Source organism: Microbacterium sp. 2RAF4 (assembly GCF_052115285.1).
GTDB lineage: Bacteria > Actinomycetota > Actinomycetes > Actinomycetales > Microbacteriaceae > Microbacterium > Microbacterium oxydans.
This window is the reverse complement of record NZ_JBFRGI010000002.1, coordinates 1,360,328-1,373,772: the sequence shown is the minus strand read 5'-3', so window position 1 is coordinate 1,373,772 and position 13,445 is coordinate 1,360,328. Positions and strand designations below refer to the sequence as shown.

Here is a 13,445-nt window from a genome sequence, read left to right as displayed (position 1 = left end):
AGTAACAGCATGAGTGTGCACGGTCGTGTGCACCGCCCCTGTCTTGGAGAGTCATGACCAACGCCACCGCCGCCGCTCTGATCGCCCGGTCGAACCGCCTCGGCGCCGACCCGAAGAACACCAACTACGCCGGCGGGAACACCTCCGCAAAGGGCACCGAGACCGATCCGGTGACGGGTCAGCCGGTGGAGCTGATGTGGGTCAAGGGGTCGGGCGGCGACCTCGGCACCCTCACGGAGAGCGGTCTCGCGGTGCTGCGCCTCGACCGCATGCGCGCTCTCGTCGACGTGTACCCCGGGCTCGACCGCGAAGACGAGATGGTCGCCGCGTTCGACTACTGCCTGCACGGCAAGGGTGGGGCTGCGCCGTCGATCGACACCGCCATGCACGGCCTGGTAGACGCCGCCCACGTCGACCACCTGCACCCCGACTCGGGCATCGCGATCGCCACCGCGGCCGACGGCGAGGCGCTGACCGCGAAGATCTTCGGCGACAAGGTCGTCTGGGTGCCGTGGCGGCGGCCCGGCTTCCAGCTCGGACTCGACATCGCCGAGATCAAGCGCCAGAACCCGCAGGCGATCGGCTGCATCCTCGGCGGACACGGCATCACCGCCTGGGCCGACACCTCGGAGGAGGCGGAGGCGAACTCCCTCTGGATCATCGACACCGCAGCCGCCTACATCGCGGAGCACGGCAAGGCCGATCCGTTCGGCGGGGTCCGCGCGGGCTTCGAGGCGCTGCCGGCAGCCGAGCGTCGCGAGCGGGCGGCGGCCCTCGCCGGCACGATCCGCGGCATCGCCTCGACCGACAAGCCGATGGTCGGGCACTTCACCGACGCCGACGTGGTGCTCGACTTCCTGGCCTCCGAGAAGGCGCCGACGCTCGCCGCCCTCGGTACCAGCTGCCCCGACCATTTCCTGCGCACCAAGGTCAAGCCGCTGATCCTCGACCTGCCCGCCACCGCATCCGTCGAGGAGCAGATCGCTCGCCTGCACGAGCTGCACGCGCAGTACCGCACCGACTACCAGGCGTACTACGACGCCCATGCCACGGCCGAGTCGCCCGCCATCCGCGGCGCCGACCCGCTGATCGTGCTGATCCCCGGTGTGGGCATGTTCTCGTACGGAGCGAACAAGCAGACCGCCCGCGTCGCCGGCGAGTTCTACGTGAACGCGATCAACGTGATGCGCGGCGCCGAGGCGCTCTCGACCTACTCTCCGATCTCGGATGCCGAGAAGTTCGACATCGAGTACTGGGCGCTGGAGGAAGCCAAGCTGCAGCGGATGCCGAAGCCGAAGTCGCACCAGGGGCGCATCGCCTTCGTCACCGGTGCCGCCTCCGGCATCGGCAAGGCCATCGCCACCCGTCTCGCGGCCGAGGGTGCGTGCGTCGTGATCGCCGACCTCGACCTCGAAAAGGCACAGGCGGCGGCTGCCGAGCTGGGGAACACCGATGTCGCGATCGGCATCGCTGCGAACGTGGCCGACGCCGAGGCCGTCCAGGCTGCGTTGGACGAGGCTGTGCTCGCCTTCGGCGGCGTCGACCTCGTGGTCAACAACGCCGGACTCTCGCTCTCGAAGCCGCTGCTGGAGACCACGGAGAAGGACTGGGATCTGCAGCATGACGTGATGGCGAAGGGGTCGTTCCTGGTCTCGAAGGCCGCCGCCCGCGTGCTCATCGACCAGAAGCTCGGCGGCGACATCATCTACATCTCGTCGAAGAACTCGGTCTTCGCCGGGCCCAACAACATCGCGTATTCCGCCACCAAGGCCGATCAGGCGCACCAGGTGCGGCTGCTCGCGGTCGAGCTCGGCGAGTACGGTATCCGTGTGAACGGCATCAACCCCGACGGCGTGGTCCGCGGCTCCGGCATCTTCGCCTCCGGGTGGGGTGCGAACCGTGCCGCCACCTACGGGGTCAAGGAGGAAGACCTCGGTCAGTACTACGCCAACCGCACGATCCTCAAGCGCGAGGTCGTGCCCGAGAACGTGGCCGACGCGGTGTACGTGCTGACCGGTCCCGAGCTCAGCCGCACCACGGGCCTGCACATCCCGGTCGACTCCGGCGTCGCCGCGGCGTTCCTGCGATGAGCATGCGCGCGGTCGCGGCCGTCGATCTCGGGGCGACCAGCGGCCGCGTGATGATCGGGCGGATCGGGGAGGGGCGGCTCGAGCTCGAACTCGTGTCCCGCTTCCCGAACGGTCCCGTGGAGCGGGACGACGGGCTGCACTGGGACTTCGACGCGCTGTACGCGCACGTCGTGGACGGGCTGGCGGAGGCGGTGCGGCGGGAGCCGGCGATCGAGAGCATCGGGATCGACTCCTGGGCCGTCGACTACGGCCTGCTCGCGGACGGGGTTCTCCTCGCCGAACCGTTCCACTACCGCGACTCCCGCACGGCGCAGGGCGTCACCCAGGTGCACGCCATCGTGCCGTTCTCTGAGCTGTACGCCCGCAACGGACTGCAGTTCCTGCCGTTCAACACCCTGTACCAGTACCGGGTCGACGACCGGATGGCAGGGGCGGACACCGTGCTCCTCATCCCCGACCTGGTCGCGTTCCTGCTCACGGGCGTCAGCGTCGCCGAGCGCACGAACGCCTCCACGACGGGACTGCTGGGGGTCTCAGACGGTGAATGGGACACGGACCTCGCGACGCGCATCGGCATCCCGTCGCGTCTGCTGCCTCCGTTGGTCGACCCCGGCGCGGTGATCGGGTCGCTGCGCCCCGAGATCGCCGCGCTCGTCGGCAAGGATCTCCCCGTGATCGCAGTGGGATCGCACGACACCGCCTCCGCCGTCGTCGCCGTCCCCATGACATCGCCCGCCGCCTACATCTCGTGCGGCACGTGGGGCCTGGTCGGCCTGGAACTGACGGAGCCCGTGCTGACGGATGCCGCGCGCGAGGCGAACTTCACTCACGAGCTCGGTGTCGACGGTCGTTACCGCTTCCTGCACAACGTCACCGGCCTGTGGCTGCTGAGCGAGAGCGTGCGGGCGTGGGAGGCGCAGGACGGAGCACGCATCGACCTGCCCGAGCTGCTCGCGGAGGCGGCCGCCGTCTCGGAGGATGTGCCGCTGTTCGATGCGAACGACCCTTCGCTCAGTGCACCCGGCGACATGCCCGCGCGTATCGCGACGCTGATCGAAGCGACGGGAGCCTCCGCTCCGACGGAAAGAGCCGCGTTCACACGCAGCATCGTGGAGAGCATCGCCGCTGCATTCGCCGAGACCGTGCGCGCGGCGTCCGACCTCTCCGGGCGCGAGGTCGACGTGATCCACCTCGTCGGGGGCGGATCCCTGAACGCGCTCCTCTGCCAGGCCACCGCCGATCGCTCGGGACTCCCGGTGCTGGCCGGCCCCGTCGAGGCGACCGCGCTCGGCAACGTGCTCGTGCAGGCGCGTGCGCTGGGCGCAGCGGTCACCGACCTGGAGGGCCTGCGAGAGCTGGTCGCCGAGACCCACCCGGTCCGTCGGTTCGAGCCGCGCGGCTGACCGTGCCACCGACTCGATGGCCACCCGCCGGCCGCGTGTCACATCACGTGCGTGTTCGGCAGCGAGCTCACGGTCGGGCGTGCGAAGGCGCGGCGCCGGGCGGAGATGTCGGTCGGGCGGGCGGCGCGCGGAACGCTCCGATCGACCGCGACGACCTCGAACTCCTGGATCTGCGCGGGCCGCACCGGGGTGAGGTGGATCATGCAGATCAGCTCGCCGCGCTCGCCGGGGATCGACCAGGTGATGTCGGCCGGTGTCGCCGCGGAGACCACCTCCGGCGTGCCGAGGTCGTCGCGCAGCGGACCCACCAGGGCGATGAGCTCCTCGATCGCGGCCCGGCGCTGGAGGAGCGGGCGGTCGAAGTCGATGTTGTCGGCGAAGATCGCGGCAGCGGCGTCGTCATCCCAAGAGCGGATCAGCGCATCCGCCGCGGACATCAGCCGACGTGTCTCCGGCCACGGCTGCACCGTGCGGGCGGGGGCGTCGTGGAAGGCGAGTGCGCGGAACAGCGCCTCCTCGGAGAGGGCGACCGGGTTGCTCCGGTGGCTGTTCGTCAAGACGACGATGCCCATGCCGGACCCCGCGTGCCACACCATGTTCAGGATGAACCCGGGGAGGCCCCCGCTGTGCGTGACGATGCGCCCGCGGTGCAGGTCTTCGCGCACGAAGAGGCCGAGCGCGTAGCCGCCGGCGACGAACTTCCAGGAGCCGTCGGGGCGGGCCTGCAGCGAGGGGATATCGACCTGATGGATGCGCTGCAGCTCGCGCCGTGACGCACGGCTCACCACGGCATCGTCGCTGCCGGGCAGTGTCGATGCCGCGAGGAACCTGACCCAGACACTGAGGTCGTTGATGGTCGACTGCATCCCACCGGCCGCGGCCATGGCGTCGGACACCTCCGGCGGGAAGCCCACCCAGTCGCCCGCGGTGTCCAGCGAGTAGCCGACCGCCCTTGCGAAGCCGCCCTCCGGGGCGCGGTTGTCGAACCACGTGCTGTTCATCCCCAGCGGGCGCAGGATCTCATCGGTCACCCAGTCCTCGACACGTCGGCCCACGGCTGTGCCCACGGCGAGACCCGCCATCGTGAACCCGATGTTGGAGTACTCGAAGGTGCTTCCGGGGTGGGTGCTGTAGTTGAAGCCGGGCCTGATCCGTTCGACCAGCTCCGCTTCGGAGAGGCCGAGGAACGGGTCGACCCAGGAGTTGTCCTCGGTGAGACCTCCGCCCCTGCTGAGCAGCTGCCGCAGGGTCGGGGCGATCGCCGGTTCGTCGCCCACGGTCCCGTGCCATTCGGGGTAGAAGTCGGTGATGGGCGCCTCCAGATCCAGGAGTCCGCGGTCCCGCGCGAGCAGGGCGCCGAGCGCGACGAAGCTCTTGGTCATCGAGGCGATCGGGAAGACGGTGTCGGCGTTCGGGGAGGTGCCTTCGTCGTCGGCGGTGCCGAACCCACGCGTGTGCTCCAGGCCGTCGGGTCCGACGAGGCCGTAGACCAGGCCCGGCGACTGGCCCGCGGCCGTGTACTGCCCGAAGAACGCGTCGAGCTGATCGACGAGCGGCACGACGAGGGTTTCGCTGGACATGGAGACTCCCTTGCTCGGGCGACCGGCTTTCGGCCGTTGCGCTGGTTCGTCTCCACACTCTCGTGTGCCGCGCTCGAAGTCATGTCCGCGAACACCGAGTGTCGGCTCCTGCTTGTGCGGGGTGACGAAGAAGCGGCTCGGCGGGCTGGCCAGGGCGCCGTCTACCTGGCCGTCTCCCGCACCGCGGGCCGGGTGAGCTTCGGGATCAGCACCGGTGTCTGCTCGCGGTAGGCGACGTAGTCGGCCCGGTCGCCCCACTTCTTCTCCGCGCGGGCTTCGAGCAGCGGGATGCCGCTGACGCGGGTGAGCAGCAGGATCACGAAAAGGGGAGAGAGCAGCGCGACCCACTGCCATCCGACGAGCACGGGGGCGGCGGTGACGAAGACGCCCACCCAGATGACGATCTCGCCGAAGTAGTTCGGGTGACGGGACCGCGACCACAGGCCGGTGCGGATGAACTCGTCCCGGTTGCGCGGGTCGGCGTGGAACGCGGATTTCTGGGCGTCGGCGACGATCTCGATCACCATGCCGAGGACCCAGACGACGATGCCGACGACGGTCAGCCATCCGATCGGCGCGCGGGAGGGGGCATCCGCACTGATCGCGATCCAGGCGGCGGCCGCGGTCAGCGACACCCATGCACCCTGGATCACCCACACCTGCAGGAACCGCAGCGGCGACCCCTTGATCTGGTCGAAGCGGCCGTCGGATCCCGCCTTGTGCACGCGCAGGGCCAGGAACGAGCCGAGGCGCGCGGCCCACAGCATGACCATCGCCGCGAGGATCCAGCTCCGCGCGTCGGGCATGGGGGCCAGCAGCACGAGCGCTGCGGAGATCACGAAGAACGTGAGGCTGCCCGTCAGGTCGAAGAATCGTTCGGTCTGCAGCAGCATCGCGGGGATGAACGCGATGACCTGGATCGCGAAGGCCGCGGCGACGGCGAGGGCGAACAGGGGGACGCCGCCGATGGTCGCACCGCCCTGGCTGCCGGCGATCGCGACGAGCGCGCCGATCGCGAGGGCGACGACGATCGCGATGAGAGAGGAGCGCGAGGAAGTCGGACGGGTGGGAGTGGGGGAGGACATGGTGTGGTTCCGATTCTCAGAGGTACAGGTCTTCGACAGCGACGGCGGCGCGATCCAGCACGACGCTCCGCTTCAGCTTCATGGTGGGGGTGACGAGTCCGCGGTCGTCGAGGTCGGCGAAGACCACGCTGAACCGGCGGACCTGCTCGCTGCGCGCGACGAGCGCGTTGGCCTCGTCGACGGACAGTTGCAGGTGAGCGTGCAGGGCTGGGTTGTCCACCGTGCGGATGTCGGTCGGGGTGGTCTCGGGGATGCGGCTGCCCTGCGCTTCGGCCCAGGCGCCGGCCTGTTCTGGATCGAGCACCAGCAGTGCGGAGAGATACGGCTTCCCCTCGCCGACCATGACCGCGTGCGAGACGAGCGGATTCGCCTCGACCGCGCTCTCCCAGCGGGTCGGCACGATGGTCTTGCCGTTCGAGGTGACGATCACGTCTTTGAGCCGTCCGTCGAGGATCAGCCTTCCCTGCTCGTCGAGCCGCCCGAGGTCGCCGGTGCGGAAGAACCCGTCGATGAACGCACCGTCGTCGTGCGATGGGTCTCGGTAGCCGTCGAAGACGCCGATGCCGCGCGCCAGCACTTCGCCCTCGTCGCTGATGCGGACCGTGAGCCCTGGCAGCGGTGCGCCGACGGTTCCCGAGGCGATGCGCCCCGGCAGGTTGCCGGTGAGCGGTGCGGTCGTCTCGGTCAGCCCGTAGCCCTCGATGACGGGAACCCCGATGCCGCGGAAGAACAGCGAGAGGTCGGCGTCGAGAGCGGCGCCGCCCGACAGGATGTATCCGACCCGCCCTCCCATGACCGTACGGAGGCGCCCGTAGAAGAGTGCATCGAAGAGGCGGTGGCGCAGGCAGAGGCCGAGGGTGCGCGCGGCGCCACGACCGGCGTCGACACGCTCGACGCTGCGGCCCCACGCGATGGCCGTCGCCTCGGCTTTCGCCCAGATCTTCGTGAGCCCCTTGTCGGCGGCCTTGCCCGCGGCGGCCGCCTGGATCTTCTGCAGCACCCGTGGCACCACCACCAGGAACGTCGGTCGGAGCGTCTCGAGCGTGGCGACGACGGTCGAGGGGTCGGACAGGTGCGCGATGCGCATGCCGCTGGCAAGGCAGATCAGCTGCAGGCCGCGCGCGAGCACGTGAGCGAGCGGGAGGAAGATGACCGTGTTGCCGGACTCGTTCACGATCTCGCTGTAGGCCGCGGCGATGTTCAGCACCTGACCGAGGAAGTTGCGATGCGTGAGAACGACGCCCTTGGGCTCGCCCGTCGTTCCCGAGGTGTAGACGATCGTCGCAGGGTCATCCTGCGTGGCTGCCGTCCGGCGGGCCTCGAGCTCCTCGTCGGTCACGTCGATGCCGCGGGCGACCAGGTCGAGGAGGGTCCATGGCGAGGTCTCAGCGCTCATCACCCACGCCCCGAGGGTGACTCCGCCGGCGTGCGAGAGCGCCGACTCGAGCAGCGCCGCATGTTCGGTCGTGCCGCCGATCGCCAGGCGCACACCGGCATCCGCGACGATCGCGTCCACCTGCGACGGCGACGAGGTCTCGTAGATCGGCACGACGACAGCTCCCGCGTACCAGGCCGCGAGGTCGGCGACGGCCCATTCGTAGCGGGTGGGCGCCATGATCGCGATGGGGTCGCCGACCCGGATCCCCTGGGAGATGAATCCCTTCGCCAGAGCGCGCACCTCGTCCTCGAACGCGCGGGTGGTGACCGGCCGCCAGGAGCCCGTCGACGCGTCCTCGACCTCGAACGCCACATGATCCGGCGCGGCGGCGGTCCGCGCAGCCAGCAGGTCGGTGACGTTGCGGTGGCCGTCGAGGGCGGCGAGCGGTGGTGTCGACGATTCGATCATCGGGGCTTCTCTCGGTCGTGCGGACGGCGCGGAGGGCGCACGAAATCGCCCTTCCTGTCACTGTTCGGAACCGATGACGATTCGGATGGGATGCTTTTCGAACGAACGAACGAACGAACGAACGAAGACGAAGCGAGGCCGCTGATGAGCATCAGGTACGACCCCGAGGTGGACGCCGCCTACATCACGATCGGCCGCGATCTTCTTCCGGGTGAGGCGGCCGCCCAGGTCGCCGACATCCGTGACCCTCGCGGAGAAGGCGAGATCATCCTCGACTTCGACTCGGAGGGACACCTCCTCGGCATCGAAGTACTTCACGCATCGAGACTTCTCCGGTCCGAGGACCTCGATAAAGCCACCCGCGCTCTCTCGACTGAGGGTTAGCCGGCGAACGCTGGAAACTCCAGGCTCTTCTGGAGGGCATCGACGACGAAGAACCTCCGAGAACCCACGTCTGCACACGCCATCAGCGGGCGCTTCACCTCAGTCCATCCGGCTCGCAAGCTTCAGCCGCTCGTGCCCTGTCATAGGCGTCAAGGCGGGGAAGTCGAATGTGACGGCGTGGATCTTGCCGGTGAAGGGGAAGAGTCCGCGGTCGGCGTAGTCGTCGCAGACGGGGGAGACGCAGTCCATCCCGACGTCCATGGTCTCGGTCCCGCATCGTTGAGGGATCTGCTCGGGCAGGTGGAGCTCTCCCGCGGGCTGGCCGTCCACAGTCATTGTGACGTCCGCCGGTCCTCCTGGTTGCGGCGTCCGGGGTGCGATCTCCACTGTGACCCTGTGCGTGCCCGGCGCGAGCGGCTCTGAGGACATGAGGTCGTAGCGTCGGATTCCGAAGAAGTTGTAGTGGAACCGTGCGGCGCCCTCCCATCCGAAAAGCGACCATCCGGCGGCGTCGCCGCCGACGGCGAAGATCACGCCGTCTGCGCCTGCCTCGGGGATGTCGATTTCAGCAGTGAGTGTGAGGGGGACGCTGACGAGTTTCGGACCGCTGCCTTCGGGAAGCCGCACCATTCCCTCGTGGAATGTGATGTGCGTGCGCCCGGCGAAGAAGCTGGGGCGCAGGGTCACATCGAGACGTTCAGCGAATCGGTCGTCGAGGGGAAGGACGTTGTAGCGGGCGGCTTCGGCCATGAACATGTCCTGCAGCGCGCGGAGCCGCTCGGGTTCTCGGGCCGCGAGATCATCGGCTTGGCTGAAATCGTCTTCGATGTTGTAGAGCTCCCAGACGTCGTCGTCCCAGCTGTAGGTGCCGGAGGTCTCCCAGGGAAGCCGCCCGTGGCGGCACGAGGCGATCCACCCGTCGGCATACATCGCACGATTGCCGAGCATCTCGAAATACTGCTTCGTGTGGCGACTCGGGGCATCGGCGTTTGCGCCCGCGAAGGTATAGGCGAAGCTCGTGCCTTCGATCGGCTTCTGGATGACGCCGTTCACCTCGGTCGGCTGAGTCATGCCGACGATTTCGAGAAGCGTCGGTGCCACGTCGATGACGTGATGGAACTGTGAGCGCGTCTCGCCCGTCGTGGTGATCTTCGCCGGCCAAGACACGATCATGCTGTTCCTGGTGCCGCCGAAATGGGAGGCGACCTGCTTCGTCCATTGGAAGGGCGTGTCGCCGGCATGCGCCCATCCCACGGCGTAGTGCGGGGAGGTTCCGGGGAGGCCCCACTTATCGATGAAGCCGACGGCTTCGTCGATGGAAGGCTGGCGGCCGTTGAGGCTCATGATCTCGTTCGGCGTTCCCACGAGGGAGCCTTCGCCGCTGGAGCCGTTGTCCCCGAGGATGTAGATCACGATCGTGTTGTCCAATTCGCCGAGCTCCTCCAGAGCATCGACGACGCGGCCGACCTCGTGGTCGGTGTGCTCGAGGAAGTCGGCGAAGTTCTCCGCCTGCCGTGCGAACAGCGCTTGATGCTCCGGGGGCTGACTGTCCCAGGAAGGGATCTGTTCGGGCCGCTCCGTCAGCCTGGTTCCTGCCGGGATGATGCCGGCATCGAGCTGGTTCTGGTGCACGACTCGGCGGTACTCGTCCCAGCCGGCGTCGAACCGGCCCTCGTTCCGCCCGCGCCAATCCAGCGGGGGCTGATGCGGCGCGTGCGCCGCTCCGGTCGAGAAGTACGCCAGCACCGGCCGGTCGGGCGCGATGGCCTTCTGGCTGCCGATCCAGGCGATGCACTTGTCGGCGAGGTCGGTGGTGAGGTGATAGCCGTCCTCGGGGCGCGCAGGCGGCTCGACCGCTGTGGTGCCCTCGTACAGCGAGGGGTAGAACTGATCGGTCTCGCCGGAGATGAATCCGTAGAAGTAGTCGAAGCCCTGGTTGGTAGGCCAGTTCTCGAACGGGCCAGCCGGGCTCGTCTGGTTGTCGGGCACGTTGTGGTTCTTCCCGAACCACGCGGACGTGTAGCCGGCGTGTTTAAGGAGTTCGGCGAACGTGGCCGTGCCCTTGGGGATGATGCCGCTGTATCCCGGATAGCCGGTCGCCATCTCCTGGATGACCCCCGTCGCGACGGTGTGATGGTTGCGGCCCGTGAGCATGGCTGCTCGTGTCGGGGAGCACAGCGCGGTGGTGTGGAACTGGTTGTAGAAGAGTCCCCGGCCTGCCAAACGTTCAGCTGTGGGCATGCGCACCAGTCCGCCGTTCACACTCGGCCACCCGAACCCGACATCATCCAACAGCACCAGCAGCACGTTCGGAGCGCCCGGTCGCGCAGACTTCGGCGGGGGGAAGTCCGGCACCGATTCCGTCGCGTGCAGGCCGATCTCGGCTGCGGCGTACGACCACTCCGGCTCCGGGAGATGGTTGCGATCCAGGCTCACCGGAAACCCTTCGCGCTCATTCCGACCCGATGGTTCGATCTGCTCGCCGCCGCTCATGAGCTCGAGTATCCGTCGACTGCTCGCTCGGCCGCGCGGGGACCTCGCCCCAAGCGGGTGACGGCGTGCTCGACCGGTCGGGAACGCTCTGACGTGACCTAGTGGTGTCGGGAAACTGTTCTAGGCCGTTGTGGAGGGGCTGACGGGAATCGAACCCGCGCTGTCTGCTTGGGAAGCAGAAGTTCTACCATTGAACTACAGCCCCGAACCCGCATCCGAGGAGCGGGCGAACGCCAGCCTACCCGTCCGGTGCTCTTTGGCCAAAGCAGGCACGGCGTCGGAAGCCCATGGCAACTAGGCTGGTGCCGTGCTTCTCAGCGACCGCGACATCAAGGCAGAACTCGCATCCGGCCGCATCGGCCTCGACCCGCGTGAAGACGGGATGATCCAGCCGTCGAGCATCGACGTGCGCCTGGACCGGTACTTCCGCCTGTTCGACAACCACAAGTATCCGTTCATCGATCCGTCGGTCGACCAGCCGGAGCTCACGCGCCTGATCGAGGTCGACCCCGACGAGCCGTTCATCCTGCACCCCGGTGAGTTCGCGCTCGGGGCGACGTTCGAGCAGGTCACGCTGCCCGACGACATCGCGGCACGTCTCGAGGGCAAGTCGTCGCTCGGACGCCTCGGACTCATCACGCATTCGACCGCTGGCTTCATCGATCCCGGCTTCACGGGGCACGTCACGCTCGAGCTCGCGAACGTCGCGACCCTGCCGATCAAGCTGTGGCCGGGTATGAAGATCGGTCAGCTGTGCTTCTTCCGGCTCACCTCTCCCGCCGAGAACCCCTACGGCTCCGGCCCCTACGGCAACCGGTACCAGGGACAGCGCGGACCGACGGCCTCCCGGTCGTTCCAGAACTTCCATCGGACGGATGTCGGCACCACCGACATCGGAGCAGTCGGAGGCTGAGATGACCGACGCCAGCGGTACGCAGCCGGAAGAGCCAGCCCTCCCGGAGGAGACGCCATCTCTGGAGGGCCCCGGTCTGACGGAGGGCGCCGATCTGCCGGAGGGGCTCGATCTTCCGGACGAGTCGCTGATCCCGCCCGCCGACGTCGTGATCCCGCCGCCTCCGCCGGAGATCCCGATCCCGGAGGGTCTGCTGACCCCGCCGCCGTCCGACATCCCGTCGGCCGACGCGGTGATACCGCCGCCTCCACCCGCGACGCGTCGCGCCGACCGAGCCCGTCCCACGCCGGCCATCCTCGAGGGGGAGCCGCCCGCCGCGGTGGCCGACGACTGGGCGTTGCCGTCCGTCGCGCCGGAGGTGCCGACATCGGGAGGCTACCGTGTGCTCACCATCGTGATCTTCGCGTTCCTGTTCCTGCTGTTCGTCGCCGCGATCGTCGTCGGCGTCTACCTGCTGAACACCACGACCTTCCCGTTCGCCGGCGCAGACGCGGCGAGGTCGCTCGCGTTCGCGCTACGTTCCTGACTCTTCCCTGACCGAGGAGCTCAGGCGCGCCGCGGGGCCGTCCTGCGCCGGAGAGCTGCCGAGGCGACGGCGACGATCGTGCCGACGGCCACCCCGATCACGGTCTCGATCGCGCGGTCCTGCACCAGCATGTCGACGGGTGTGGGCGCGGCCAGGTGCACCATGAGCAGCGCGAGCGGGGTGATGAAGATCATCGCGATGCCGTAGTTGCGGCCGACGAACAGCTCGGCGGCGGCCTGCAGCACGACCACGAGCGCGATCACGGCGAGTGGGGGCAGGTCGATCGCGAGGATCCCGGCGGCGACGAGCACTCCGAGCAGCGTGCCGATGAGGCGCTGGATGCCGCGGATCACGCGGGCGTTGAGCTGAGGTCCGCTCACGGCGGCCACCGCGCCGACGGCCGCCCAGTACCAGTGCGAGTCCATGATCAGCAGCCCGGCGAAGCCCGCGCCCAGGATCGCGACTCCGACCGACGCGGCCATCTCGCCCGCGATCGGGCCGACGGGCTGCAGGGTCTTCGGCGGCACGTCGTCGGTGCTGCGGGTGAGGACGCCGATGAGGGCGGTGATGGCCAGGCCGAACACCACGCTCGGTCCACCGACCAGCACCACGTCCCCGAAGGAGGCGGCGGTGGCGGGAATCGTCGCGCAGGCTCCGACCGCGAACACCGGGAACAGCGGTCCCGGCGGGTGCCACCGCATCGTGTAGGCGAGCAGGGTGACGGCCGACGCGATGACCGCGACCACGAGGATGCTGACCGCGGCCGGGGCGGCGAGGACCGACAGCGCGGTGCCGACGAGCATCGAGGCGAGGATCACTCCGCCGGCGCTCGCCTGCATGCGGATGCGGTCGCGGAACACGTCGTGCCGCCCGTAGAGGGCGGCGAAGGCTCCGAAGCTGGCGTAGATGCTGAGGTCGAGCCGCCCCAGCGCCCAGAGCACGAGAAGGGGGACGGCCACGCTGACCGCGGCGCGCAACGCCACCCGGTGGTCGCCGCGGTGCGGCTCGACGCGCAGAACGCCGGTCCACACTCTTCCCCGGGAATCCGCCACTGATCAAGCCTACGTCCGACTCCCGATCCGCCTCCGCCGTCGGGTCAGGACCTCGCCGCATCTGACGGCGGAT

The 13,445-nt window shown here is 68.8% G+C and carries 10 protein-coding genes and 1 tRNA gene; 5 read left to right on the top strand and 6 right to left on the bottom strand.

Translation table 11 applies throughout. The features are described 5' to 3' along the window. Positions 1-53 precede the first annotated feature (53 nt). Together AB4070_RS11055 and AB4070_RS11050 are read left to right on the top strand one after the other, a co-directional pair. Positions 54-2,090, top strand: a complete 2,037-nt coding sequence (locus AB4070_RS11055) for a bifunctional aldolase/short-chain dehydrogenase (protein WP_441980134.1) — start codon at positions 54-56, stop codon at positions 2,088-2,090. Next, positions 2,087-3,493, top strand: a complete 1,407-nt coding sequence (locus AB4070_RS11050) for a rhamnulokinase (protein ID WP_441980133.1) — start codon at positions 2,087-2,089, stop codon at positions 3,491-3,493. The genes AB4070_RS11055 and AB4070_RS11050 overlap by 4 nt, the downstream gene beginning before the upstream one ends. Before the next feature lie 38 nt (positions 3,494-3,531). Here AB4070_RS11050 and AB4070_RS11045 read toward each other — a convergent pair whose 3' ends face one another. From AB4070_RS11045 to AB4070_RS11035, 3 genes are all read right to left on the bottom strand, one after another. Next, entirely contained in the window at positions 3,532-5,073 is a 1,542-nt protein-coding gene (locus AB4070_RS11045) for a serine hydrolase domain-containing protein (protein ID WP_441980132.1), read from the bottom strand. Between the two features lie 161 nt (positions 5,074-5,234). Next, on the bottom strand, positions 5,235-6,158 hold the full coding sequence (locus AB4070_RS11040; protein ID WP_441980131.1) for a DUF1295 domain-containing protein: 924 nt from the start codon (positions 6,156-6,158) through the stop codon (positions 5,235-5,237). A gap of 16 nt (positions 6,159-6,174) precedes the next feature. Continuing rightward, positions 6,175-8,004 (bottom strand): AMP-dependent synthetase/ligase, encoded by a 1,830-nt coding sequence (locus tag AB4070_RS11035; RefSeq protein ID WP_441980130.1) that lies wholly within the window; start codon positions 8,002-8,004, stop codon positions 6,175-6,177. Here AB4070_RS11035 and AB4070_RS11030 point away from each other — a divergent pair. Then, positions 7,909-8,388 carry a DUF2283 domain-containing protein gene (locus AB4070_RS11030; RefSeq protein WP_441980129.1) on the top strand — a complete coding sequence of 160 codons (480 nt, stop codon included), beginning with the start codon at positions 7,909-7,911 and terminating at the stop codon, positions 8,386-8,388. The two genes, AB4070_RS11035 and AB4070_RS11030, sit on opposite strands and share 96 nt — an antisense overlap. 99 nt (positions 8,389-8,487) lie before the next feature. Here AB4070_RS11030 and AB4070_RS11025 read toward each other — a convergent pair whose 3' ends face one another. Both AB4070_RS11025 and AB4070_RS11020 read right to left on the bottom strand, forming a co-directional pair. Beyond that, positions 8,488-10,824 carry an arylsulfatase gene (locus AB4070_RS11025; protein WP_441980128.1) on the bottom strand — a complete coding sequence of 779 codons (2,337 nt, stop codon included), beginning with the start codon at positions 10,822-10,824 and terminating at the stop codon, positions 8,488-8,490. A gap of 188 nt (positions 10,825-11,012) precedes the next feature. Continuing rightward, a tRNA-Gly gene (locus AB4070_RS11020) sits at positions 11,013-11,086 on the bottom strand. A 102-nt stretch (positions 11,087-11,188) separates the two neighbouring features. Between AB4070_RS11020 and dcd the strand changes: the two genes are divergently transcribed. After that, entirely contained in the window at positions 11,189-11,794 is a 606-nt protein-coding gene (gene dcd, locus AB4070_RS11015; RefSeq protein WP_029259372.1) for a dCTP deaminase, read from the top strand. Between the two features lies 1 nt (position 11,795). Beyond that, positions 11,796-12,320, top strand: a complete 525-nt coding sequence (locus tag AB4070_RS11010) for a hypothetical protein (protein WP_441980127.1) — start codon at positions 11,796-11,798, stop codon at positions 12,318-12,320. Positions 12,321-12,340: 20 nt separating this feature from the next. Here the strand turns inward: AB4070_RS11010 and AB4070_RS11005 are convergent, their stop codons facing one another. Further along, complete coding sequence (locus AB4070_RS11005) at positions 12,341-13,372, bottom strand: FUSC family protein (protein ID WP_441980126.1); 1,032 nt, start codon at positions 13,370-13,372, stop codon at positions 12,341-12,343. Positions 13,373-13,445 lie beyond the last annotated feature (73 nt).

Coding starts and splice junctions, on each gene's coding strand:
- AB4070_RS11055 (WP_441980134.1), top strand. CDS start 54: ATGACCAACGCCACCGCCGCCGCTCTGATCGCCCGGTCGAACCGCCTC.
- AB4070_RS11050 (WP_441980133.1), top strand. CDS start 2,087: ATGAGCATGCGCGCGGTCGCGGCCGTCGATCTCGGGGCGACCAGCGGC.
- AB4070_RS11045 (WP_441980132.1), bottom strand. CDS start 5,073: ATGTCCAGCGAAACCCTCGTCGTGCCGCTCGTCGATCAGCTCGACGCG.
- AB4070_RS11040 (WP_441980131.1), bottom strand. CDS start 6,158: ATGTCCTCCCCCACTCCCACCCGTCCGACTTCCTCGCGCTCCTCTCTC.
- AB4070_RS11030 (WP_441980129.1), top strand. CDS start 7,909: ATGATCCGGCGCGGCGGCGGTCCGCGCAGCCAGCAGGTCGGTGACGTT.
- AB4070_RS11035 (WP_441980130.1), bottom strand. CDS start 8,004: ATGATCGAATCGTCGACACCACCGCTCGCCGCCCTCGACGGCCACCGC.
- AB4070_RS11010 (WP_441980127.1), top strand. CDS start 11,796: ATGACCGACGCCAGCGGTACGCAGCCGGAAGAGCCAGCCCTCCCGGAG.